Raw genomic sequence first — 23,817 nt, 5'->3', positions numbered from 1 at the left:
TCGCTGCAGGCAGCCCTTCCGCCTTGCGGAAAGAAGCTGTGTGGACATCATGTTTGACAACAAACCGGAACTCTTTGTTCCGGTTTTCTTTTTTACCTGGTTTCATCAGAGATCATAAGCCGCTTATTATATAGAAGAAACTCTGCAAAACGAAAATTATCTGTTTCCATTTTAGTTAATTATAGGTAATTCCTTCCTTCGTGCAGTGACTTTCCTCACAAAGCCCTGTCCGAAAGGTCTTTTAGCAGAAATGTGGTATCATAAAGAGGAACAAAGGAGGGTGTATCCAGTGAATTTAATATCGATTGAACCAACCCCTAGTCCCAATACCATGAAGCTTAACTTAGATAAGGCGCTGCCTAAAGGCCGCAGCCTGACTTTTACCCGGAAACAGCGGGACAACGCGCCGGGTTATATTCAACAACTCCTGGATATCCCCGGAGTGACAAGCGTTTTTCAGGTGGCCGATTTTATTGCGCTTGACCGCTCTCCCAAGGGAGACTGGAAGCAGATTCTGACACAAGCCCGGGAACTGCTGGGCAGCGGCGGTCCTCAGGCTTCTCTTCCCGGCGAAGACGAAGCGGGGTCCGGTTTCGGAGAAGTTAAGGTGCTGCTCCAGACTTTCCGCGGCATCCCCATGCAAATCCGGGTAAACGCGGGCGGCGAAGAGGCTCGGGCGGCTCTGCCGGAACGTTTTACACAAGCTGCGATGAAAGCGACCGAGAACTCCCCTCACCTGCTCAAAGAGCGGAAGCTGCAAGAGCTAGACGTCCGGTACGGTGAGCTTCAGGACGTGCTAAACGAAGTTGTGCAGGAAGTCGACGCGTCTTACGACGATAAACGGCTGAGCCTGCTGACCGAACAGGCCGCTCAGGGCCTTTCCGAGGCGGACTATGCGGAAGCCCAGCGCCCGGCCGAGCTGACCGAAGAGGAAATTCAAGTGCTTCTGGACGATCCCGATTGGAAAAAGCGGTATGCCGCTTTGCAGAGCGTTAAAGCTACGCCTCAAACGCTGTCACTGCTCGCCAAGGCGCTCGGCGACGAGAAAACGTCCGTCCGCAGACTTGCGACGGTTTATCTCGGGGATATCAAGGAGCCGGAAGTGCTTCCTTATCTGTTCCAGGCTCTGGAGGACCGCACCCCGGCAGTCCGCCGTACGGCGGGAGACACGTTGTCCGATCTCGGCGATCCGGCAGCCGTCCCGGCCATGTCCAAAGCGCTGAAAGATCCCAACAAGCTGGTCCGCTGGCGTGCCGCCCGTTTTCTGTACGAGGTCGGTGACGATACCTGTCTCGAGGCTTTGCGCGAAGCGGCGGACGACCCGGAATTCGAGATCAGCATGCAGGTCCAGATGGCGATTGCCCGTATCGAAGGCGGCCATGCGGCGGAAGGCTCGGTCTGGCAGCAAATGACACGGAGCCGGCAGGGAAACGACGCGCCTCAGCAGGACTGAAGCGGATCCTGGAGTCCTGGTTGACCACCGTCATCTGAGGCCAAGCACCCCACGCCGGGAGCTTCACGCGGTGCGGATATGTGAAGATAGCCCGGCATGAGCGCAGACCCTGCAGTTCTTCCCTATAAAAAAAGCGTGCCTTTTCCTTGATTCGCAAAACCTTTTTGCAAATCGGAATACGGCACGCTTTTTAATTTAACGGGCTTTTTGCGGAGCAAACTCGCCGAAATAACGGATCCGTTTCTCTATGGTCGGATGAGTACCGAGAAACCATTGTATCGCCGCCGGCTGTGTGACCGGACTCAAATTCGCCTCGGCGAGCTTTTGAAAAGCACTCACTCCCGCCTCGCCGTCGCGGGTCACTTTCATCGCATACGAATCCGCCCTGACTTCCATCAGCCTGGAAACGGCGTTGTTTATCGGAGCCACCGCAAGCGTCAACAGGGAGACAATAGCCAGAAGCAGGGGGAGCCCCGCCATATCCCGGGGACCGCGAAGTCCTCTCGCTCTGCCCCAATTGCGTACCGTAATCTCGTAAATCCGGCTCCCTCCCCAGAGAAGACCGAAGCTCACGACAAGTCCCCAACCGCTCCCCCAGAAGACATGACGCTCCGCATAATGTCCCATCTCGTGCGCCATGACGACCAGAATTTCGCGGGTGTCCATTTTTTGCAGAAGCGTATCCCACAGGACGACTCTCGCATTGGACCCGATTCCGGACACGTAGGCGTTAAGCTGATTCGTTCTCTCGGACATGTTGACCTCGTATATGTCGTCCGCCGGGATTCCGGCCTGCGAAGCCAGGTGCAGCAGCTCTTTCTTCAGCTCCCCCGCCCGCAGAGGCGTAAAATCATTGTAGAGGGGTTCGATAATGACCGGCTGGATAAACTGGAGAAACAGCATGAGCGGCACGGAAAAAGTCCACAGCCACAGCCACCATTTCCGGGGGCTCCTTTTTATCAAAGCAAGGACAAGCAGGAGAACGAACGTCGTGGTCAGCCATTCGATCCCGAGATTCTTCGCATGGTCAACCAGCCAGGTGTCCAAGCCTACATTGGAAACTCCGTAATGCCTTTCCACACTAAGCATAAAGTAATCGAACGGCAGCATAAGGACATAGACGACAAGCAGGAACAAAAAAACAAACAAGCCTGTCCGCAGCAGATAGCGGCGGCTCCAGCCTTCAACGCGGTCCCTGAACCGGACAGCCGTGCCCACAAGCAGAATCAACAGAACAAGCTGCAGCGGAGTCTGCAAAAAGTACATAATCGAGCGGATGCGGGACAGCCCCTCCGCCCGGCCGATCGCTCCTTCACTCATAAACGTGTGCGGATCGATGCTGCTCCCCGCCGAACCGGGCGGCAGACTGTAGATGTCCCCTCTGCCGAAATAAAATCCTACCGCAGCCGCGTATACGGCAAAACCGAGGATCAGCATGACTTTCCCGTTCTTCATCTTCCTCCCCCGCTTCCTCGGTATTCGTCCGGACCTCATCGTACATGCAGGGTCCCTCATGATGTATATGCCGTCCGGAAGCGGAAAAAGACAGGTTTGTCCTTATTCGGCGGACAATTTATTTATCTCGCCGCTTAAGGCGGTTTTTAGCGTTTGCCCATGCAGTAGCACCTGCAGACGCCGAGGATCAAGCTCCCGCCGCTCCCAGTTCAGCTGCAGTCTGTCCAGCGCTTCCCGCGGCGTATCGTCGGCCAGGCGGAACGAGCCGTAATGCATCGGCACGAAAATATCCGCCTGCGTATCCAGAAAAGCCTGCACGGCTTCTTCCGGCGAAACGTGCTGAGTGGACATAAACCACTCGGGCTCGTAGGCCCCTATAGGCATCAAGGCGTAACCGATGCGGAATCGTTCCCCGATCATCCGGAAGCCTTGAAAGTACCCGCTGTCGCCCGCAAAGTAAAGGCTGTCCGGGTCCGCCCCCGGTTTGCCGGCATCTTCTACGATCCAGCCTCCCCAGTGGGAGGTGTTCGTATCCGTGAGAGAACGGCGGGTCCAGTGCTGCGCAGGCACGAAGTGGAGGCGCAGGCCGCCGAACTCATGGCTTCCCCACCAGGAAAGCTCATGTATATCGTCGAAGCCCTTGCGCCTAAGCGTCTTCCCGAGCCCTTCCGGGACCAGCAGCCTGGGTTTACCGGGAAGAGCACGCAGGGAACCGATATGAAGATGATCGTAGTGCCCGTGCGAGAGCAGGACCACATCTACCGGAGGCAGTTCGGTCAGAGCGAGTCCCGGTTCGGCCAACCGCTTGTCGAACCCCATACGGCCCGCCCATACCGGATCCGTGACCAGGTTCACGCCGTTCTTCTGCAGCAGAAAGGTAGAATGGCCGATCCACGTAATTGTCGTCTCGCTCCGGTTGGCTTTCAGATAACCGGGATCTTTATCCGGACTTGTTTTTACTACGAAGGAAAGATCCTTCACTTTGCCGCTTCTTTCCTTACGCCACTTGCGGAGATCCGAGAATGTGCTTAGTCCCGCCGCGGGGTCCATATTCGTATATCTTTTCCTGCTCATCGCATGCTCCTCCATTTTCCCAGCCGGTCTTGCGGCCGCTCGTTGTCCCTTTGTCTCTTATTGTACGAACCGCCGCGCCCGAGTGCAAAAAACGCAAAAAAACCAAGCTCATAGCAGTGTCGCGGTCACAGACCCCATGTGACTTCTTCGCTCCACTGTGCGCCGCAATCGTAAAGAGAGGCGCCTGGCTTGGTTTTCGGGATGTAAGACTAGCCGACTAGTCTCCAAGTCCCTGGTAGTACCATCATAGTACAAAACGTTCCCGGACGCCATCCTTTTTTTGCTAATTAAATGCTTATTCGGGCCCGGGTTTCCGCAGAAAGAAGGCAGGCCTCCAGGACCTTCATGCCCTGAACGGCGTCATCGGCCGGAAAACGGTAGGTCTCCCGGCCCGAAACAGCCCGTCCGAAGTCGTCGATCTGCAGGACATACTGGTTCACCGAAGGCGCGGTTTCCGTCCGGCGGACGCCGTTTACCGAAACCGTAAAATCCGCTCCTCTCCCTTCGGGTGCGACGAAAGCGCTCGGCACTTCGATCATTCCCGCCGTGCCGACAATTTCGATCGTATTACGTGGGGCCGACCACATGCCGCAGTCGAACGTCAGAGCGACGCCGTCCGGAAACTCCGCAAGCCCCGATGCCATCATGTCCACGCCGCCGTGTCCGGGCGAGAAGAAAGCGTGCGCAGTAACGGCTTCCGGCTCTCCGCCAAGCAGATAGCGTGCCGCACTGAGCGTATAGCAGCCGATATCGTACAGCGAACCGCCGCCCCACTCTTTGCGGCAGCGGACATTTTGCGTATCCGCGGAGTTATCGAAGGTAAAGGAGGCGCGCATCGCTCGTATAACGCCCAGCTCTCCGGCCGCTAGAATTTCGCGGATACGGTCGTACCGGGGATGGTGCCGGTACATAAACGCTTCAGAGAGCAGTACGCCCGCTTCCCGGCAGGCTGCGACCATATCATGTGCCTGGGCGGCTGTAAGGGCGAGCGGCTTTTCACAGAGCACGTGCTTCCCTGCTCTTGCGGCTTTGATCGTCCATTCGAAGTGCAGATGATTCGGAAGCGGAATATACACCGCATCCAGGGTCGGATCGGCTAGCAGCTCCTCGTAGCTTCCGTAAGCTGCCGGAATTCCGTGAAGCCGGGCCGTTTCCCGGGCCTTGGATCCGTCGCGGCTGGCAATAGCCGCCAGCTCTCCTGTAGCAGATGCCTGAATGGCAGGCACGATTGCCCTCAGAGCAATGGAAGCGCACCCAAGAATGCCCCACCGTATCTTTCGGTTCAAAGTTGACATGGTCTACCTCCCTTTCCCGCTTTCATGGTACGATAGAGCCAGTATAGCTTACCGCTCCGGTTCCGGATAGAGGATGCGCGCGAATCAGGCGCATTAACCTGACGAAACGCAGGCAGTAAGCAAAAAATAATTCTCAGGAGGTTCTTCCGCCCCATGAAATCTTCACGTGTTCCCGTCCGGAGCTATTCCGCTCTGCTGGGCAGCCTGGCGGCCGTCTTCGTCTGGTCAGGCATACGGCCTCACGATTATTTCACCTGGATGCTGGAAGTGACGCCCGGGCTCATTCTGATAGCGGTATTAATCGGAATTTACCGGCGGACTCCGCTTACTCTTCTCACGTACACGCTGGTCTGGGCGCATGTCATCCTATTGTTTATAGGCGGGCACTACACGTATGCGGAAGTCCCCCTCTTCAACTGGCTTCGGGACACCTTCGATCTGGAGCGGAATTATTACGACCGGCTCGGTCATTTTATGCAGGGCTTTGTGCCCGCTATCCTCACACGCGAGATTCTGATCCGCAAAGTTCCCGTACGGCCCGGAGGCTGGCTTACGTTCCTTACGCTCAGCGTCTGCCTCGGCTTCAGCGCTTTCTATGAGCTTCTGGAATTTACGGTTGCCAAGCTGACCGGAACGGCGGCCGAATCTTTCCTCGGCACTCAAGGCGATGTGTGGGACACCCAGTGGGACATGGTGTGCGCTCTGATCGGCGCCGTCCTCTCTTTGCTGCTTCTCGGCAAACTTCACAACCGGGCGATGAAACTTCCCGGCGGCTTTTAATTTCAGGTACGAAATGATTACGAATTCACACGATCGAAGGGAGCAGGCACTACCTTATGGACATGAATCAGCAGGAAATGGAAAAACGCATCATTGAGAACTACCAGCGGGACGAGCGAATGATGATTCTTATTTTTGCCCAGTGGTGTATTAATCACGGCCTGGACCCGGCCGCCCTGTACGCGCAGGCTTATCCCCAGCAGGGGAACAACACCGAGCTTCAGCAGGCGCTGGAACTTACGGTTTCCAAGGATGAAGCCGGAGAAATCCCCGACGACACCCTGCTCGGCGTACTGTCCATGTTCGGCAATGAAGAACTTGCTTTTGTGGTGACGGAAGAAATCGCCAAGCGCCCTCCCCGCAAGTAAACATTCCTATACTTTCTCAAGCCCCCTTCCAAGAAGCGGGGTTCTTTTTGCTGCGCGGAACCGGCCGGTCATCTGTCATTTCCTAAAAATTATTTTTTCCGAATAATTCCATAAAAGAGGGGTACATTACTAACGAACGGAAAGGAGGATTTCCATGCAACCGATAACCGGCAAAGAACTGAACTATTTGGCCGATTCCATGACCAATGAGGACTTGCTGATCAAACAGGCGGCGAACGCCATCGCCAACAGCCAAAACCCGGCTATCCGGCAGATCGCGGAGCATCTGATCCAGAGCCACCAGCAGCATTATGTTCAAATTTTGTCCACGCTCCAGCAGCATGCCCAGCTTGCTCCCTACCAGCAACAGCAGCAATAACTTACTCAAACCCGACAAAAGGAGGGATTTCCTGTGACCCAGCAGCCAAACAACCAAAACCGGCAGCTTTCTTATCAGCAACAGCAGCAGCAAAAGCATGACCAGCGTCAGCAGCAGTTGGAGCAGCTTTTCCTGCAGGACCAGTCTGCGTATCCGTTCGCGCAAGCTTTCCAGCAACCACAACAGCAACAGCAACTGCAACAACTGCAGCAACAGCAACTACAACAGCAACAGCAACAGCAGCTACAACAGCAACAACAGCAAAACCAGCAGCAGCAAAACCCCCAAAATGGCTCTCCTCTGAGCGATAAGGATCTCCTCTACACGATTCTTGCCGATCATAAGCGCGTGGTCAGAGAATATGCAACCGCCGCGACGGAGTCCACCTGCCCGGAGATTCGCCAGCTGTTTAATCACCTGACCTTGAATACTCTCCTCCTGCAAGGGGAACTGTACGCGTTTATGAAACAAAACAACATGTATTCCACTCCTTCTCCCGCTCTGCGTCAGGATATCGACAAACAAATTCAGCATTCCCAGCAATCGGGACAACAAACCCAGCAGCGCGTGAATCCTTACCTGTCTTCCGGCGGCCAGCACCCAGTATACTCTTACATACAGCCTCCCTACAATCAGGCGGGACAAGCACAGCAGCTTTACACGAGCTAACAATACGGAAGATGGGGCCTAGCGAAAAAAAACGGCCGGCTCCTTCTCCCTGAACGGAACCCGAAAGTGAAAATAAACAAGATAAATCGACATGAGCCAGCCACATTTGCACGCAAGTCAAGCAAGTTCAACGAGGAATGGGCGACTGTACGTACCTTGATGACGCTCGAAAAACAAAACGAAGAAGCCACTTCCCCGACGGGAGGAGGCTTCTTCGTTTTCGGACCGGTAAAGCTCATGCTTCTCCGATATCCTCCGGTAAGCTGCGGCGAAATCAATGATCTTTTTATACAAGTGATTTATTTCCTATTTACTCCATAATGAAATTAGAGAATACGTAAAAGTATCTATCGTATATTTAACGAAATAACGGATTCTCTCTCAAAATAATTTATTTATAACCTATATATAAAATAATAATTCGTTTCTTTAGCCTCTTTATACGGCACGCAAAATTATGGTCTCAAAAAAAGGTTTTAATTTCCTGTGCGGGAGCAGAAACTTCTTCGAAACTTACGCGTACATAAGATAGGAAGACTGTTTTATTCCGCAGTCGATTCGTACGTTCAAGGAGGCAGCTCAAAATGACAGCCTTATGGGGAACATTAACTTTGCTCATTTTCGGCTTTTTAGTTGTAACCGTTTTCATAAAAAGTATCCAAGGGGCCCGGGATCAATACGGCGTATCCTCGTTTGATTATGAAGAGGAGGAGCATACGGACGAAGCTCATCATGAGTGGATGGCGGAGCCGGGACCGGACAGCGCCTCCGTTAAGGAATGGGCGACTCCGGAAGAAGAAAGCATACGGACGGGCGGCATACACAGCCGTCAGCCTGTTCAACTGCGCGCCGCTGCGGAGGCTTCGGAAGAGAAGCAGCCGAGCGGCTAGTGCTCGCTTTAGTCTGCTTTAATCCGCTTGCCCCCGTTTTGGAGAGGTCACCAAGATTCAGACTGGATGATCACTCACCTGAGATTTCGCTCGCTCCTATGAAAAAACGTATTCCTCCGATGGAAGGAGGAATACGTTTTTTGGCTTTTTCGGCTGAAGCCGCTCCCCAAGCTTGGCAGGTGCGGTGGGCCGGCTTTCATGCGCCGGCTTTTCTATCCCGGGCCGAATCTCGGCCTACTTGTAAATTACGCTGCCTTCACGCCGGAATTCGGCAGCCTTGCCGGCCATCCCCGCTTCCGCCGCTTCCTGTTCGCCGAGTCCGTTCTCACGTGCGTATTCGCGGATGTCCTGCGTGATCCTCATCGAGCAGAATTTCGGCCCGCACATGGAGCAGAAGTGGGCGGTTTTGGCCCCTTCCGCAGGGAGGGTTTCGTCGTGATACTCCATCGCCCGTTCCGGATCAAGCGAAAGGTTGAACTGGTCGCGCCAGCGGAATTCGAACCGCGCTTTGGACAGGGCGTTATCGCGGTCCTGCGCTCCCGGATGACCTTTGGCCAGGTCGGCCGCATGCGCGGCGATTTTATAGGCGATTACGCCTTCGCGCACGTCGTTTTTATTCGGCAGACCCAAGTGTTCCTTCGGCGTTACATAGCAGAGCATCGCCGTGCCGAACGAGCCGATCATCGCCGCGCCAATAGCGGACGTGATGTGGTCGTAACCCGGGGCGATATCCGTTGTCAGCGGACCGAGAGTGTAGAACGGCGCCTCCTGGCAAACCTCCATCTGCCGGTCGACGTTTTCTTTGATGAGATGCATCGGAACGTGACCGGGTCCCTCGATAATGACCTGGACGTCATGCTTCCAGGCAATCCGTGTAAGCTCTCCGAGCGTATCCAGTTCGGCGAACTGCGCTTCGTCGTTCGCATCGGCAATCGAACCGGGACGCAGGCCGTCACCAAGCGAAAACGAAATATCATAGGCTTTCATAATTTCGCAAATATCTTCGAAATGAGTGTACAGGAAGTTTTCCTTATGATGCGCCAGGCACCAGGCTGCCATAATCGAGCCTCCACGGGAAACGATTCCCGTCGTTCTTTGGGCCGTCAAAGGAATATAGCGGAGGAGCACGCCCGCATGAATGGTAAAATAATCAACGCCTTGTTCCGCCTGTTCAATAAGCGTGTCGCGGTAGATTTCCCACGTCAGTTCCTCGGCCTTGCCTCCCACTTTCTCCAGCGCCTGATAAATCGGCACCGTTCCGATCGGCACAGGTGAATTCCGTACGATCCATTCGCGGGTCGTGTGGATATTTTTGCCCGTGGACAGGTCCATGACCGTATCGGCCCCCCAGCGGGTCGCCCACGTCATTTTTTCCACCTCTTCCTCAATCGAAGATGCTACGGCGGAGTTGCCGATGTTCGCATTCACCTTCACAAGGAAATTGCGCCCGATGATCATCGGTTCGCTTTCCGGGTGGTTGATATTCGAAGGAATAACGGCACGTCCCCGGGCCACTTCATCCCGGACAAATTCCGGCGCCACATTTTCACGGATGGCGATGTACTCCATTTCCGGCGTAACGATCCCCTGGCGCGCATAGTGCATCTGGGTCACATTACTCCCCGGCTTGGCGCGAAGGGGCTTCCGGCTGAGTCCGGGGAACACTTCCGTATTGGCCAGCGCTTCCTCGCTGCGCAGCCCGTTGTCCTCCGGCTTTACGGTACGGCCTTCGTAAGCTTCGACATCGCCGCGCTCCACAATCCAGCCGTATCGGTTCGCAGGCAGACCCCTGCGGATATCGGTCGCCTCTTCGGTATCCGTGTACAAACCGCTCGTGTCATAGACACGGACCGGGGCATTCTCTTCTTCGCCGAACCGCCCGGAGGACGGGCTTAACTTAATTTCCCTCATCGCTACGCGCACGTCCGGACGAGAGCCTTCCACATAAACTTTGCGGCTCCCCGGAAAAGCGGATACGTTAGGCTCCTGGATTTCTGTACTCTTGGTCATTTTAAAAATCCCTCCCGAACTTTATTGGCTTCTTCTGCACGTTTTATAGGAATTTATGACTTCAACGGCGGTTTAATTGTTACACCTGAATGAATGCGTTTAGATCCGGCTAAAAAAATCACGTTTCCCGGTCAAGCAGCCTTGTGTGCCGCAATGATGCCCGTACCGCCGCATACGGTGGCTTATCCCGCAAACAGGCGCGAAAATCTCCGTGCCGCCTCGCGCGGATCGCCGGCGCCGCCGATGGCCGAGATGACGGCCACGCCGTCGGCTCCGGCCGCCAGTACGGCGGCCGCGCCCTCCGGCGTGATGCCGCCGATGCCCGCCAGCGGCAGCGTAATGCCATCCGCCCGCATGGCGGCAATAATGCCCGGGCCCTGCACGGCACGGGCATCCGGCTTCGTCGCCGTGGCGTACATCGGGCCCGCGCCGATATAATCGGCGCCGCAGCGGACCGCCTCCCGCGCCTCGGCGGGGTTATGGGCGGATATGCCGAGTATCCGCCCCTTAAATCTTTGGCGCAGTCCGGTCCGGTCCAACTGCGCCAGGTCTTCCTGGCCGACGTGTATTCCGTCGGCCTCCAGCTCTTCCGCCAGGCGGAGGTCGTCGTTTACGATGAACGGGACTCCCGCCTGGCGGCAGACGCCGAGGAGCTTCCTGCCCAGCTCCGTCCGTTCTTGGCCCTGCAGGGCGCCAGGGCCTTTCTCCCTGAACTGGAACAGCGTGACGCCGCCTTCTATAGCCGCCCGCAAAACGGCAGCGGGATTTCTGCCGCCGCAGTTGGGGCTTCCCATCACGAAGTAAACGTTCAACGCTTCCCTCAGATTGCCGGCATAGCGTTCATCGGCAGCCTTTTCGGTCATAAGCGCCATCCCTCGCTTTCTCCCGCCGCAGCCGGTACCGGTTTAAGGATATCACTTGCGGGTCCGGGTCTGTTGTATCCCCAATGATTGGTCGGCCCGTGTCCGGCTCCTATGTTCAGCGGATTAGCGAGAGCCGCCTGGATAAAGCGTTTGGCGAGCAGCACCGCTTCGTCCACCGGAAGATCCGCGGCAAGCCCCGCTGTCAAAGCCGCGGCGAAGGTACAGCCGGTGCCGTGCGTATGCCTCGTCTCTATCCAGGGAGCCGCAAATTCCGTAAACACGCGGCCGTCGTACAGCAGGTCCAGCGACTGGGCGCGGTCTCCTCCGTGGCCGCCTTTCAACACGACGTAATTTACGCCCCACGCATGAATTCGGCGGGCGGCTTCCTTGCGGTCCGCCATCGTAGCGATCCGCCTTCCCGTCAGCGCTTCCGCCTCCGGGATATTCGGCGTTACAATTTGGGCCAAGGGCAGCAGCAGGCTCCTGAGCGCCTGCACGGCATTCTCCTGCAGCAGGCTTGCTCCGCCTTTGGCGATCATGACAGGGTCCACGACCAGACGCGACCATTTGTAGAAAGATGCGCGGTCCGCTACGGCTTCAATGATCTCCGCACTGAACAGCATGCCTGTCTTCCAGGCGGCGGGCCCGATATCTCCGGCAACCGCGTCGATCTGAGCCGTCACCATGGAAGGAGGAATCGGGTGCACACCGTGAACACCCCGCGTGTTTTGTGCCGTTACGGCCGTTAAAGCGCTTGCTCCGAATACACCGAGCTCCTGGAACGTTTTCAGATCGGCCTGTATGCCGGCCCCTCCACCGCTGTCGGAACCGGCGATCGTGGCCGCCGCAGGAACGAGCGGAGCTTGAAGGGATGGCACGGGCGGACGCTGCTTTTTGTCTAAGGACATGTTCATCGGGCTGCACCTCCATATACTTTCAGTTACCGACATAATTCCGCTTTTTCGTATAGGTCTACACGACTATAGAGTTGCAGTTAGTCACACAGTCGCTGCAGGATTCAATCTCAGAGGCGAGTGCTTTTTCTGGTAACGGTTGGCCTGATGCCAATCTCCCGCCCGTATCAATCCGTCAGCCTATGCTGACTCCCTCCAAAGGACTGCTCGCAGAAGCATAACGCTTGCGGGGGATGCGCCCGGCTTCATATCCGGCTCTGCCCGCTTCCAAAGCCAGCTTCATCGCATACGCCATCCGCACGGGGTCTTCCGCACCGGAAACCGCCGTGTTCAGCAGCACTCCGTCCGCTCCCATTTCCATGGCCAGCGCCGCGTCCGAAGGAGCCCCTATGCCTGCGTCCACGATGACGGGCACGCGCGCTTCTTCGATAATGAAGCCGAGATTCAGCGGGTTGATAATCCCCTGCCCCGTACCGATCGGCGAAGCCCCCGGCATGATCGCATGTACGCCCATCTCCTGCAAACGGCGGGCCAGCACGACATCATCCGACGTATACGGCAGGACAAGAAACCCTTCGGCCAGCAGCATTTCGGAAGCCTTCAGCGTTTCTACCGGGTCCGGCAGCAAGGTCTTGTCACAGCCGATCACTTCCACCTTGATCATGTCGCAGAGTCCGGAAGCTTTCGCCAGCTTGGCGATGCGGACCGCTTCTTGGGCCGTTTTGGCTCCCGCCGTATTCGGCAGCAGTTTAAATTTGCTTACGTCCAGCATGGACAAAAAATTCGGCTGCTCCGGGTCATAAATATTCATCCGCCGGACGGCAAAAGTTAATATCTGCGCTCCGGAAACCTCGACCGCCTTTTTCTGAATCGTAAAATCCGGGAATTTTCCCGTTCCAAGCAGCAGCCTTGAGTTGAATTCGTAAGGTCCGATTTTCAGCATCTTGTCAGCCTCCTCCTACAAAATGAACGATTTCGATCCGGTCGCCGTCCGCCACCGGGGCATCCGCATGGTCTTCCCCCTGCAAAATATGCCCGTTGGTTTCCACGATAAGCAGATTGCGTTTTAAACCGAGGTGCGAGATCAGTCCTTCTACGGTATGTACCGTTTCCGGCACCGTAATGTCGTCACCGTTTATGCGCAGCTTCATCCGTCAAATGCCTCCTTCACTTGCAAAATGCAGCCTCCGGACTGGCATACGGAGCTATGCTCCCAGCCAAAGGAGGGGCCTACTGTCTTACGGCTTCCACTGCCGCCCGTCTGTCCGGCCGGAACGCTTGGAGCAGCCTGCCCGCGCCCGGCAGAGCTTCTTCGGCAGCGGCGGCCCCACCCGTGAGCACCGAAGCGGCAAGCACCCCTGTCGCCTGCGACAGTAAAATGCCGTTGCGGTAATGCCCCAGAGCGGCGAAAAGCCCTTGGCAGGCCGTTATTTCGCCGATGTACGGCATTCCGTCGGGCGTCTGGGGACGCAGCCCCGCCCAGGCGCGCTCCCACTCGGCATCCGCAAGCGCCGGGACGAGCCGCTGTGCCTGCGCGGCCAGCGAAAGCAGGCTGCCGAGGCGCGGGCTACGGTCGAAGGAGCCGGGCTGGGCCGTGGCTCCCACGATGATTCGGCCGCCCGGCTTGGGCACGATGTAACAGCCGCCCGAGGCGATCGTCCTCGCGAAAAGAGGCTGCCGCACCGTGAGGGAGAAGCATTCTCCCTTCACCGGATACACGGGCAGCTCCACGCCCAAGGGCGCCAGAATCTGGGCGCTCCAGAGCGAGGAAGCCAGCACCGCACCGGCGCAGCGGATTTTCCCTTCGCGGGTCTGCACGCCGATCACCCGGCCCGACTCCGTCAGGAGTCCGGTCACGTCGGCGTGCTCCACGATCCGCGCTCCAAGCCGTGCCGCACCGGCGGCCAGAGCGGCCGACAGCTCCGACGCCAGCACGTGTCCCTCTTCGGGCAGGTGAAGCGCGCCCCGGAGCTCCTTGCTCAGCCCGGGCTCCAGCCAGCCTGTCTCGCACGAACTGAGCCATTCCGCCCGGCCGCCGGCCTCCTGGTGGAAACGGGCGTCCGCTTTGAGCGCAGCCGCTTCGCCATCGGTCCAGGCGGCTTTGAGCATACCCCGGCGTGTGAGGCCGATATCCAGGCCCGTCAGCTCTTTCAGCTCCTCCGCCAGATCGGGGAACATATCCCGGCTCCGGCGGGCAAAATCAAACATCGGCCCCGCTTCGTGCATTTCGGATTGGGCCCCGAGCATCCCGGCTGCCGCGCCTGACGCCTGGCCGGCAATACGCTCTTTTTCCAGCAGAGTCACACGGACTCCCCGCTTCGCCAGCTGGTAGGCGATCGAGCAGCCGATAACGCCACCTCCGATTACGACAATATCCGTATCCCGATTCATCCCAGTTCTCCTCCTGTTTTCTCCCGCTGCCGGGCAAAATCCAGTTCATGCCGGTAACGTTTCGCAGCTTCCGCGGGATTCTCCGCTTCCCATATGCCGCTCATGACCGCCACCCCCGCCGCTCCCGCACGCATCACCTCGGCGCAGTTCCCCGGAACAATTCCTCCGATCGCGATAACCGGGAGGCCTGCGCAAGCCAGCACCGTCTCCCGGAGAGTCTCCGTGCCGCGCGGGGCCGCACCGGGTTTGGAGCCTGTGGCGAATATATGGCCGAATATCACATAATCGGCCCCCTCCCCCGCGGCGCCGCCTCCTTCCTGAGGCCCGTGAACGGAAACGCCGACTCGCAGGCCGGGGAATCCCTTTTTCACGGCGGAGGCGGGCAGGCCGCTTCCCGGAAGCTGAACTCCTCCCGCTCCCGACAACCAGGCCGCATCAGCCCGGTCGTTGACGACAATTTTCCCCGGCGGAACCCCGCAGGAGGACAGGCCGGCGAGCAGCGCCCACAGTTCCCGCGGAGACTTGTTTTTTTCACGCACATGAATGGCCGTTACATAAGGATGGATAGCGGAGGCGATCCGTATAAGCACCTCCGGCTTCTGCCTTCCGGTCGAGATGGCGTGAAGCTCCGGTCCGGCGGGATATAGGATCATCTCGGTTGTCTCCTTTCGCTTTATGTACGGGCTAACTTATATTCCCGAAGAGAATGGCCTCCCTGCGGAAGAAACGCAAACAGACGCAATAGACGCAAAAAAACCACTTTCCGCAGAAAGTGGTTTCCCATATACCGCTGCACACGCGAGCCTGAACGCCGCTCCGCCTATCGGCGGAAACGGCCGGAGCCGCTTCGTTTCATCCGGTCTTCCCGCACTTACGCCGCCGGGCGGTTCGTAAGTCGGCAAGATTTTCCGGAACAACCGGCAGAACTTCAGGTTTGCAGTGAACTAAAAAAGACCGGACGGAATATACCGTGCGGCCTTGGTCGGCAGGGTTATTCTCTCTACGCTGGCATTACCCAGATCAGATACGGTTAGTGACATTCGCGGTCACACTCTCAGCCGGACTTCATCCAGCTCCCGAAACATATAAGGTTATCTTTACCTTACCCTATCCATTTTCCAATTACAAGCTAAATTTTCTCTCGAAGAACCGTACGAAACCGAAATTTTTTTCTTCCGGCAAGCTTCGTCTGTCCGCTCCCGTATGTTACCATCCTCTCCTTTTGCGTCAAAGAAAGGGGTCTTCGGGTAATAAAAAAATACGATCGGGCGGTGTTCATCTCATCAAGGGGAACCGGCCCATATACCGTATCCGAAGGGGAGGAATGTCCGATGGCAGCACTGACCGAGGAAGAAAGAAACAAGCTGGAGCAGCGGCTTTACAAGGAAAAAAGCGAGCTGGAGCACGTGCTTGAGTCCGACCGGGAGGAAGACTCCCTGAGAGACTCTACCGGAGAATTATCCTCATACGACAATCACCCTGCCGACATCGCAACCGAAGCGTTCGAACGAGGCCGGGATCAGGCGGTGGATGAAAATATGGAACAGCAGCTTACAGACGTTAAACATGCGATCGGCCGGCTTGAATCCGGTTCCTACGGCGTATGCGAAGTATGCAAGGAGCCGATTCCGTTCGAGCGGCTGGAGGCGATTCCGTGGGCTTCTACCTGCGTTGAACATTCGCAGACACGTACGGAAGACGATTCCGTAAACCGACCGGTAGAAGAAGAAATTCTCGAACCGATTCTGGAGTCTCCGAACGATGACGATACGGGCCGCTCCGAAATCGACGACGTGGACGCCTGGAAAACGGTAGAAGAATACGGAAACAGTTCCGACACCCGCAGGACGGGAAACGCTCAGCCGAAAGATCCCGCGGACGATTGCGAAGATGAGAAGTAAAAAAGCATAAAAAAAGGATGAGGCATTCGTAAAGAATCCCTTCATCCTTTTTGGCATGTCGCCTGTATCGTCTTTAACATGTGGCATGTGTAACGCCCGCCGCAGGTTGCCGGCAAGCCTAGCTTTCTTCTTCCGTCAGCCGGTATCCGCAGGTTGTGCAGAACTGCATACCGGGTTCGATGTCTTCTTTGCACTGGGGGCAGAAAGGCTTCAATTCCATAATCGCCGTAAAATCCGCCTGCTCCTGAACCGGTTCGAATTTCCGCCCGCAGTTCGGGCAAAACCGGGTATCCACCGCGACCACGTGTCCGCATTCGCACGATTTTTCGTCGTACAGACTGTAGATGCGGTCCTGCATCGCCTTGATCTCATCTTCGATAGCCTGGAGCTCAGCCGTTACGGCCGCGACCTGCGTCTCCGGATAAGGCTGCTGCTTCTTGCCCGCTTCGTAGACGAATTCGCCGATCTGCGTATACAGTTTCTGCATATCTCTCTGCTTAGCCGCAATTTGCAGCTTCAACCGGTTAACTTCGATCGTCTGCTGCGCTTTTTTCCCCGCTTCGGCTGCGCCCTGTTTAATCTTCCCGATAAATCCGGACATAGGGTACCTCCTTGATGTTAAGATTGCATGGGCACAATCTGACTTTTTTAATACCCCCATTATACCCGTTTCCCGCTGGATGCGCGAATTTCGGCCTCGTTACAGTGTATGGGCCCGTTCCGGAAAAAAGGACACCAATTCCGCTTTGCCCCGTAATTTAAGAAATTCCTTGAAATATCCGGGTTCGATTAGGTGGCAGCTTGAAGGGCGAGACCGGGCTGATAGTTGGCGCAGGCCATCGGCCGGAGGACGGACAGACTGTGTATGCAGATGAGCCATATTTCTTCGAAAACGGCCGTCAGCCGGTATCCTTTTGCAAAGTTTACGGCGCCCCTTCCCTGCTTTCCCTTCGCATCCCGCAGTGCCGGCGTACGGTTTTTCCTGCATGACGGCGGTGTGTCGGTCTGTACGAAAAAGCGCCCCGGCCTTAAGGTCGAGACGCTTGCCGTATTCTCCCATCCGATGTTCGTATCCGATATGTGATACAGAAAATTTTTGCAAAAAAAGCCCGGTTCCCGTCAGTTCCCGGCGGTCGCTTTAATTTCACGGGATGGATCGGAGCCGCTGTCCCCCACCAGCTGCAGATCAAAACCCACCTCGAACATCCGGTTCCACGGCAGATGGACGTTGGTGAGCTCGATCCGCCCGGGCGTCAGCCCGGCAAGACGCTCGTCGGCAAACGAACGGAGCTTCTCCGCGACGACGGCTTCGATTTCCGGCTGCTTGCCCGCCATGCCGAAATAGCCCGCTCCGAACGCCGGAAGCACGTTCGCCGTCACATCCTTGCGGATGAGGGCCTGATACCCCCAGTCTTCTACCAGCCGGTAGAAGTAGAAGGCCCTGCTGCTCCGCTTCTGGGCTTCGCTCCGCAAACGGCCTTCCGGCACCCCGTCAGCATCGGTGCCGCCGGCAGTTTCCCGCGCGCCCGCGTAATACGCCTCGATGACGGCGTGCGCGATGACGGTGCCCAGCGTATTGCCGGAGGTGTTCCACCCGGCATACGCGGCCAGCCCCTCAAGCTGGCCCTGACGGGCAAGCAGCTTGAGCAGCACGGTATCGCCGCCGTTGCAGACCGCCACATCGGCCAGGGCTACGGTCCGCCCTTCTCCGAGATACACGCGCATCGCCTGGGCGAACTCGCGCAAATTCACCTCGGAGAAGTAGGACCAGTGCCGCTGGCTCCACGCCTGCGACGTTTCCGCCATGTCCGATTCGCCTACAGGCGGCGAATTGACCATCAGCACGGCGTCGGCTCCCTGCGAGCTGTCCGCCATAAAAGCGCCTGCACTCGTCAGGTGCGCCTTAATGCTCTCGTTCAGACTGCGGTCTTCGTACTTCGGAATGCAGAAAGGCCCCCTCGTGGAGGAATAGCGGACGAACAGCTTCGGAAGATAGCCTTTGCTCTCGCAGAAAATCCGGGCAAACAGCGTACAGCCGATTTCGTCCGCACCGGGATATATGGCAACGCGGTCCGTCAGGTCCAGCTCTTCCGAGAGGACCGCTAGCGCTCTCTGCTCCAGCGGGGAGAAGCCGTACTGGGAATTATCGTCGAGCGGGATGATCAAATAATCGATAATGCCTTCCTCCGCGAGCTCCAGCGCCGTCCGGTTGACGAAAGCGTTGATTTCGCGCCGTCCGGTGAAATCCTCCAGCACATCCTTCGGAACTTTGCCCAGAATGCCGGCGAAAATCAGCTCTTCTTCGTCTGTCAGCGCTTCCTGCTCCTTCTTGTCCGTATACCAGCCGTACAAGAACAGCTCGCGGCCGTAATCCGCGTAATAATCCGGCTCCTCTTCGCTGCTGGAGTAGGCCGGCACTCTCATAATCAGATTAAAAGCGTGAATCCGCAGGTCCGGCTTAGTTCTTTTGAGTTCACGCAGCACTTCAAGACGCTTAAGCGCATCCTCACGGGTCAAATAGTGCAGCCGGGAAGGTACGATCCCTCCGTAAACGAGCATATCCAGCGACACCAGGGCATAGTCCGCCTCTTCCGCTTCCTGGAGCAGCCAGTTTTTAAGAGCCTCCGTATCCCCCGGTGTTTTCTTGCGGCCCAGGATGGACACGGGTGGAGCGGCAAGCTCCAAATCGGTCATTTCGGCCAAACGCTTCGGATATTCCAGATTACACGGCCGCTCGTCGAGCGGTACAAATACGATTTTCGTCATCCCATTGATCTCCCCTGATCAGAAAAAGTGATAATGCGCAATCGTCCGGCAGAACCGGTCTAAACGTGTATACGCACAAAGTCGACAAAACGTTTTGTGATCTGCTGAGGCCTCGTGATAGCGCCTCCAATAACGACGGTATGCGCTCCGCTGCGGAAGCATTCGGTTGCATCTTCCCGGGTATGAATACGACCTTCGGCGAATACCGGGATGTCGGCCCGGGCGGCCATTTCGCGGATCAGCTTGAAATCCGGACCTTCCTGCTGCGGGCTGTACGGCGTGTACCCGGACATCGTCGTAGACAAGATATCGAAGCCGGCTTCCTGGGCATAGAGCCCTTCTTCAACGGTGGAGATATCCGCCATGAGAAGAACATCGGCCCGTTTTTTGATCCCGGACACGATTTCCTTCAGCGTCTCTCCTTTGGGCCGCGGCCTCATCGTCGCATCCAGCGCGATAATATCCGCCCCCGCCCGCCAAACGGCCTCCACTTCTTCCAAGGTAGGCGTAATATATACATCGCTGCCTTCATAGTCACGCTTCCAGAGCCCGACAAGCGGCAGTTTTACTCTCGATTTAATCGCGGCGATATCGACCGGCGTATTGGCTCTTATGCCGACTGCTCCCCCGGCCTCCGCGGCCAGCGCCATCCTGACCATCATTTCGCTTCCGAACAATGGTTCGTCCGGCAATGCCTGGCAGGATACGATAATTCCTCCCTTGACTGCTTCCAACAGGCTGTGTTTTTCCATCGCTGTACCTCCGTTAGTTATAAGACCGTCCGGCACCGCTGCCGGCATTTATAAGAAAACCCGTCACTTTATTATATGAAGTAATTATCCGTAATTCAACTTAATTTTGGAGCAATTTTTCTTTATTCTTAAATTCATCGGATTCCTCTCACAATCTGAAACAAGACTTTGGACCTTAAATTTCTAAAGTATCTACTTTTATAGACACATATTTCCAACAAAAAGTTACATAATCCGCTGTTTTTTGACTTTTTCTACTTAAGAGAAGCGGACCAAAGAATCAGCCGGCCTTCCTTACAACAGCCGCAGCCTTGAAGCTAACCCCGAGCGGTCTTAAGGTTCAGAGTCTTTCAGTAAAGCACCACCCGCCTCTCCAAGCTCCGGCAAATAAAAAAAGCCCTGTGCTTACGCACAAGGCTTAAAACGGCTTTACTTGACGTTTACTGACGTTACTGCCCTTTCATCCATCCGAAAGGCTCGGAACCCGGAAGCTCGGCCGGACTCGGCTGCAGCCCGTCCTGGGCCAGGAACCAATCCCGCAGCATCGCGAGAAGCTGGGCGCTGTTCACCGGCTTGGTAATGTAATCCGAGGCTCCCGCTTCCAGACACTGTTCGCGGTCACCTTTCATCGCTTTCGCCGTGAGCGCAATGATCGGCAGGTCTTGGAACTGAGGTCTGCGGCGGATTTCCCGCATCGTTTCGTATCCGTCCATAACCGGCATCATGATATCCATCAGAACGATATTAATGTCCGGCATTTGCTCAAGAATCTCGATGGCGTCATGACCGTTCTCTGCGGATATAACCTTCATGTTCTGGCGTTCCAGAATGGTCGTCAGAGCGAAAATGTTGCGGATATCGTCGTCGACGATGAGCACCTTTTTCGAATCGATCATTTCGTTGGACTGGTGCTTTTTAATCAGAATATCTCTCTGGCCGTCATTGAGGTTTTCCAGCTTGCGGTGAAGGAACAACATCGTTTCGTCCACAATCTGAATCGGCGACTTCACTTCCTTGATGACTGCGATGGAACGCAGCTCCTCCAGGTCGTCCTCTTCCTCTTTGGTCAGCTTCTCGGTCCGGTTGATCAGAACCGGCTTGTATTTGTTTTTGGCGTTCTTCTGCATTTCTCGCACGAACTGGGCCGGGCCCATGTCCGGCAGGTCCGTATCGACGAGCACGCAGTCGAAGTCCTTGGTTTTCAGCTGGTTCAGCGCCTTGCGGCCGGTATCGGTCGCGCTGACCTTAATGTCGCTGTTCTTCACGAGATCCACCGTCTGTCTGCGGCGCTCCGAATCGGACATTCCGACCAGAAGCTGCTGGAACGGTTTGCTGCCGAAATCATTGAGCTTATCGATCGCATTCTCCAGATCTTCGTTCTTGATCGGCTTGCAGAGGAAGTCGAACACGCCTTTCTGCAGAAGCTCGGTCGCGTCGTCTTCGATCGTCATCACCGTTACCGGGATATGACGCAGCTCAATGTCGTCTTTCAGCTGATCCAGAACGGAGGACCCGTTCATATCTTCCAGACGCAGATCAAGCGTAATGGCAACCGGCTTGTACCTCTTGGCGAGAGCGACCGCCTTGTTGCCTTTCGGCGTGATAATGGCTTTCAAGCCTTTTCTGTGAAGCATATCCAGCAGAATCTCATTGAATTTCATGTCGTCTTCCACGATCAGGAACACGCGGTCGCCCGCTTCAATGTTCGCACGGTCATCTACGAGCTGTGTCGTATCGAACCGGTCGTATTCGTACTTCTTAGGCTGCGGCGCCGGTACGTCGATCACTTCAGGCACATAAGCGGCGGCCGCTTCCAGCATGGCCGGATCGAGATCGACCGGCAGGAAGAGCGTAAAGGTGCTGCCGACGTTCACTACGCTGAACAGCGTGATCTCACCGCCGAGCATGCCCGCGATTTCGCGGGAAATCGCAAGACCGAGGCCCGTTCCGCCGTATTCGCGGTTCGTGCTGCCGTCCGCCTGCTGGAACGCTTCGAAAATAATCTGCTGCTTGTCCTCGGAGATGCCGATTCCGGTATCCCCGACGGAGAAGGCCAGCACCATTCGGGCGCGGTTCAGCGATTCATTGTCCTGGCTCCAGCCGCTGCTCGCCCGGCGCATAAGGAGAACGACTTCGCCCTTCTCGGTGAACTTGAAGGCGTTGGATAACAGATTTTTCAATATTTGCTGCAGGCGCTTGGAGTCGGAAATAATGGATTCCGGCAGCGCTTTTTCCTGCTTGATTTTGAAATCGATTTTCTTGTCCTGAGCAATATGCCGGAAAGTCCGCTCCATATTGTCGGTAATCTCGGTAAGCTTGATTTCGGTGAAGTCCGGCGTAATCGTACCGGATTCGATTTTGCTCAAATCGAGAATATCGTTAATCAAGTTGAGCAGGTCAAGACCCGAATCATGGATCGTACGCGCGAATTTCACCTGATCGTCGGTCAGGTTATGGTCCGGATTCTCGGAAAGCTGCTCGGCCAGCAGAAGCAGGCTGTTCAGCGGTGTCCGCAGCTCATGAGACATATTGGCCAGGAACTCCGATTTGTACCGGGACGTCAGTGCAAGCTGCTCCGCCTTCTCTTCGAGGAAACGTTTCGCCTGCTCGACCTCGTTGTTCTTGCTTTCGACTTCCGCTTTCTGAATAACAAGCAGCTTCGCTTTGTCTTCCAGCTCGTCGTTCGTGTTCTGGAGCTCTTCCTGCTGCTTCTTAAGCTCTTCCGCGAGAGACTGCGACTGGGACAGCAGCTCTTCGGTTCTCATGTTCGCCTGCATCGTATTCAGCACGATTCCGATACTCTCGGTCAGCTGGTCGAGGAACGCGATGTCGATCTCCGTGAAGCGGCGGAAGGAAGCCAGCTCCATTACGGCAAGCACCTGGTCCTCGAACATGATCGGCAGAAGCACGATGTTAAGCGGTGCGGCTTCGCCGAGGCCCGAGCCGATTACCACGTAATCCTCCGGCACGTTCGTCAGCAGAATGCGCTGCTTCTCGATGAGGCATTGGCCGACCAGGCCTTCGCCCAGACGGAATTCGTTGGACAAGTGCTTGCGCTGCTGATAAGCATAGCTGGAGAACATGCGGAGCACCTGCTCCTCGCCGTTCGCTTCGTTCATGTAGAACACGCCGTGCTGCATGGAAACGAGCGGAGCCAGCTCCGACATGATCATGCGGCACACTTCGTACAGGTCGCGCTGACCCTGCAGGAGGCGGCTGAACCGGGCCAGGTTGGTTTTAAGCCAATCCTGCTCCGTATTGATCCGCGTCGTTTCCTTGAGGTTGCGGATCATCTCGTTGATGTTATCTTTGAGTGTTCCGACTTCGCCCGCCGCGATGACATCGATAGTCCGCGACAAGTCACCCTTCGTCACCGCGGTCGCGACGTTTGTAATCTGGCGCACCTGAGTCGTCAGCGTGGACGCCATGTAGTTTACGTTATCGGTCAAGTCACGCCACGTGCCGGAAGCCCCCGGCACATGTGCCTGACCGCCCAGCTTTCCTTCGGCCCCTACCTCGCGGGCCACGGTCGTAACCTGGTCAGCAAACGTATCGAGTGTATCGATCATGTTATTGATTGTTTCGCTCAAATCGTAGATCTCGCCCGCCGCGTCTACCATCAGCTTCTGCTTCAGGTTACCGTTGGCGACGGCCGTTACGACCTTGGCGATGCCGCGCACCTGGTTGGTGAGGTTGGTCGCCATGATGTTAACGTTGTCGGTCAAGTCTTTCCAGATTCCGCCGACCCCGTTCACATGCGCCTGGCCGCCCAGCTTACCGTCGGTTCCTACCTCTCGGGCTACACGCGTAACCTCGGAGGCGAATGAACTGAGCTGATCCACCATCGTGTTGATCGT

The 23,817-nt window shown here is 56.4% G+C and carries 21 protein-coding genes and 1 riboswitch; of the genes, 7 read left to right on the top strand and 14 right to left on the bottom strand.

Annotation, left to right across the window (positions count from 1 at the left end; all coding sequences use genetic code 11):
- Positions 1 to 289: 289 nt before the first annotated feature.
- On the top strand, positions 290 to 1,453 hold the full coding sequence (locus C4S74_RS16275) for a conserved virulence factor C family protein (RefSeq protein ID WP_103996354.1): 1,164 nt from the start codon (positions 290 to 292) through the stop codon (positions 1,451 to 1,453).
- A 195-nt stretch (positions 1,454 to 1,648) separates the two neighbouring features.
- Here the strand turns inward: C4S74_RS16275 and C4S74_RS16270 are convergent, their stop codons facing one another.
- The 3 genes from C4S74_RS16270 to C4S74_RS16260 all read right to left on the bottom strand — a co-directional run bounded on the left by C4S74_RS16270 (position 1,649) and on the right by C4S74_RS16260 (position 5,277).
- Complete coding sequence (locus C4S74_RS16270) at positions 1,649 to 2,908, bottom strand: M48 family metallopeptidase (RefSeq protein WP_103996353.1); 1,260 nt, start codon at positions 2,906 to 2,908, stop codon at positions 1,649 to 1,651.
- A gap of 102 nt (positions 2,909 to 3,010) precedes the next feature.
- Positions 3,011 to 3,982: an MBL fold metallo-hydrolase gene (locus C4S74_RS16265; protein ID WP_103996352.1), complete on the bottom strand. Its 972-nt coding sequence runs from the start codon at positions 3,980 to 3,982 to the stop codon at positions 3,011 to 3,013.
- A 287-nt stretch (positions 3,983 to 4,269) separates the two neighbouring features.
- On the bottom strand, positions 4,270 to 5,277 hold the full coding sequence (locus C4S74_RS16260) for a Gfo/Idh/MocA family protein (RefSeq protein ID WP_103996351.1): 1,008 nt from the start codon (positions 5,275 to 5,277) through the stop codon (positions 4,270 to 4,272).
- 153 nt (positions 5,278 to 5,430) lie between these two features.
- Between C4S74_RS16260 and C4S74_RS16255 the strand changes: the two genes are divergently transcribed.
- From C4S74_RS16255 to C4S74_RS16235, 5 genes are all read left to right on the top strand, one after another.
- Positions 5,431 to 6,057 (top strand): DUF2238 domain-containing protein, encoded by a 627-nt coding sequence (locus C4S74_RS16255; RefSeq protein WP_103996350.1) that lies wholly within the window; start codon positions 5,431 to 5,433, stop codon positions 6,055 to 6,057.
- A gap of 62 nt (positions 6,058 to 6,119) precedes the next feature.
- Complete coding sequence (locus tag C4S74_RS16250; RefSeq protein WP_181024458.1) at positions 6,120 to 6,425, top strand: hypothetical protein; 306 nt, start codon at positions 6,120 to 6,122, stop codon at positions 6,423 to 6,425.
- Between the two features lie 154 nt (positions 6,426 to 6,579).
- Complete coding sequence (locus tag C4S74_RS16245; protein WP_103996348.1) at positions 6,580 to 6,804, top strand: hypothetical protein; 225 nt, start codon at positions 6,580 to 6,582, stop codon at positions 6,802 to 6,804.
- A 33-nt stretch (positions 6,805 to 6,837) separates the two neighbouring features.
- On the top strand, positions 6,838 to 7,473 hold the full coding sequence (locus tag C4S74_RS16240; RefSeq protein WP_103996347.1) for a spore coat protein: 636 nt from the start codon (positions 6,838 to 6,840) through the stop codon (positions 7,471 to 7,473).
- 584 nt (positions 7,474 to 8,057) lie between these two features.
- Positions 8,058 to 8,363 (top strand): hypothetical protein, encoded by a 306-nt coding sequence (locus C4S74_RS16235; RefSeq protein WP_103996346.1) that lies wholly within the window; start codon positions 8,058 to 8,060, stop codon positions 8,361 to 8,363.
- A 234-nt stretch (positions 8,364 to 8,597) separates the two neighbouring features.
- Here the strand turns inward: C4S74_RS16235 and thiC are convergent, their stop codons facing one another.
- The 7 genes from thiC to C4S74_RS16200 all read right to left on the bottom strand — a co-directional run bounded on the left by thiC (position 8,598) and on the right by C4S74_RS16200 (position 15,194).
- Positions 8,598 to 10,373 carry a phosphomethylpyrimidine synthase ThiC gene (gene thiC / locus C4S74_RS16230; protein WP_103996345.1) on the bottom strand — a complete coding sequence of 592 codons (1,776 nt, stop codon included), beginning with the start codon at positions 10,371 to 10,373 and terminating at the stop codon, positions 8,598 to 8,600.
- Between the two features lie 182 nt (positions 10,374 to 10,555).
- A complete protein-coding gene (gene thiE, locus C4S74_RS16225; RefSeq protein WP_103996344.1) occupies positions 10,556 to 11,245 on the bottom strand; it encodes a thiamine phosphate synthase in 690 nt (229 codons plus the stop codon).
- On the bottom strand, positions 11,233 to 12,150 hold the full coding sequence (thiD, locus tag C4S74_RS16220; RefSeq protein WP_103996343.1) for a bifunctional hydroxymethylpyrimidine kinase/phosphomethylpyrimidine kinase: 918 nt from the start codon (positions 12,148 to 12,150) through the stop codon (positions 11,233 to 11,235). The genes thiE and thiD overlap by 13 nt, the downstream gene beginning before the upstream one ends.
- Positions 12,151 to 12,325: 175 nt before the next feature.
- The gene (locus C4S74_RS16215; RefSeq protein ID WP_103996342.1) at positions 12,326 to 13,093 is read right to left on the bottom strand and encodes a thiazole synthase; all 768 of its coding nucleotides are present in this window, start codon (positions 13,091 to 13,093) and stop codon (positions 12,326 to 12,328) included.
- A gap of 4 nt (positions 13,094 to 13,097) precedes the next feature.
- Positions 13,098 to 13,301 carry a sulfur carrier protein ThiS gene (gene thiS / locus C4S74_RS16210; protein ID WP_103996341.1) on the bottom strand — a complete coding sequence of 68 codons (204 nt, stop codon included), beginning with the start codon at positions 13,299 to 13,301 and terminating at the stop codon, positions 13,098 to 13,100.
- 79 nt (positions 13,302 to 13,380) lie between these two features.
- Entirely contained in the window at positions 13,381 to 14,541 is a 1,161-nt protein-coding gene (gene thiO / locus C4S74_RS16205) for a glycine oxidase ThiO (protein ID WP_103996340.1), read from the bottom strand.
- Positions 14,538 to 15,194, bottom strand: a complete 657-nt coding sequence (locus C4S74_RS16200; protein WP_103996339.1) for a thiamine phosphate synthase — start codon at positions 15,192 to 15,194, stop codon at positions 14,538 to 14,540. Before C4S74_RS16200 ends, thiO begins: the two co-directional genes overlap by 4 nt.
- A gap of 326 nt (positions 15,195 to 15,520) precedes the next feature.
- Positions 15,521 to 15,631: riboswitch (TPP riboswitch) on the bottom strand.
- Positions 15,632 to 15,872: 241 nt separating this feature from the next.
- On the opposite strand from C4S74_RS16200, the gene C4S74_RS16195 reads away from it, so the two are divergent.
- Positions 15,873 to 16,442: a TraR/DksA C4-type zinc finger protein gene (locus C4S74_RS16195; protein WP_103996338.1), complete on the top strand. Its 570-nt coding sequence runs from the start codon at positions 15,873 to 15,875 to the stop codon at positions 16,440 to 16,442.
- A 118-nt stretch (positions 16,443 to 16,560) separates the two neighbouring features.
- Here C4S74_RS16195 and C4S74_RS16190 read toward each other — a convergent pair whose 3' ends face one another.
- From C4S74_RS16190 to C4S74_RS16170, 4 genes are all read right to left on the bottom strand, one after another.
- Positions 16,561 to 17,043, bottom strand: coding sequence for a zinc ribbon domain-containing protein (locus C4S74_RS16190; protein ID WP_103996337.1), 483 nt, complete (start codon positions 17,041 to 17,043; stop codon positions 16,561 to 16,563).
- 518 nt (positions 17,044 to 17,561) lie between these two features.
- Positions 17,562 to 19,208: a DUF4127 family protein gene (locus C4S74_RS16180; protein ID WP_103996335.1), complete on the bottom strand. Its 1,647-nt coding sequence runs from the start codon at positions 19,206 to 19,208 to the stop codon at positions 17,562 to 17,564.
- Positions 19,209 to 19,267: 59 nt separating this feature from the next.
- On the bottom strand, positions 19,268 to 19,960 hold the full coding sequence (locus C4S74_RS16175; protein WP_103996334.1) for an N-acetylmannosamine-6-phosphate 2-epimerase: 693 nt from the start codon (positions 19,958 to 19,960) through the stop codon (positions 19,268 to 19,270).
- A gap of 449 nt (positions 19,961 to 20,409) precedes the next feature.
- Positions 20,410 to 23,817: response regulator (locus tag C4S74_RS16170; RefSeq protein WP_146065509.1), on the bottom strand; the 3,408-nt coding region annotated here is incomplete at its 5' end.

The organism is Paenibacillus sp. UNC499MF, assembly GCF_900107975.1.
Taxonomy (GTDB): domain Bacteria; phylum Bacillota; class Bacilli; order Paenibacillales; family NBRC-103111; genus Paenibacillus_F.
The sequence above is the reverse complement of the archived record's forward strand: the minus strand, read 5'-3'. Positions and strand labels throughout refer to the sequence as shown.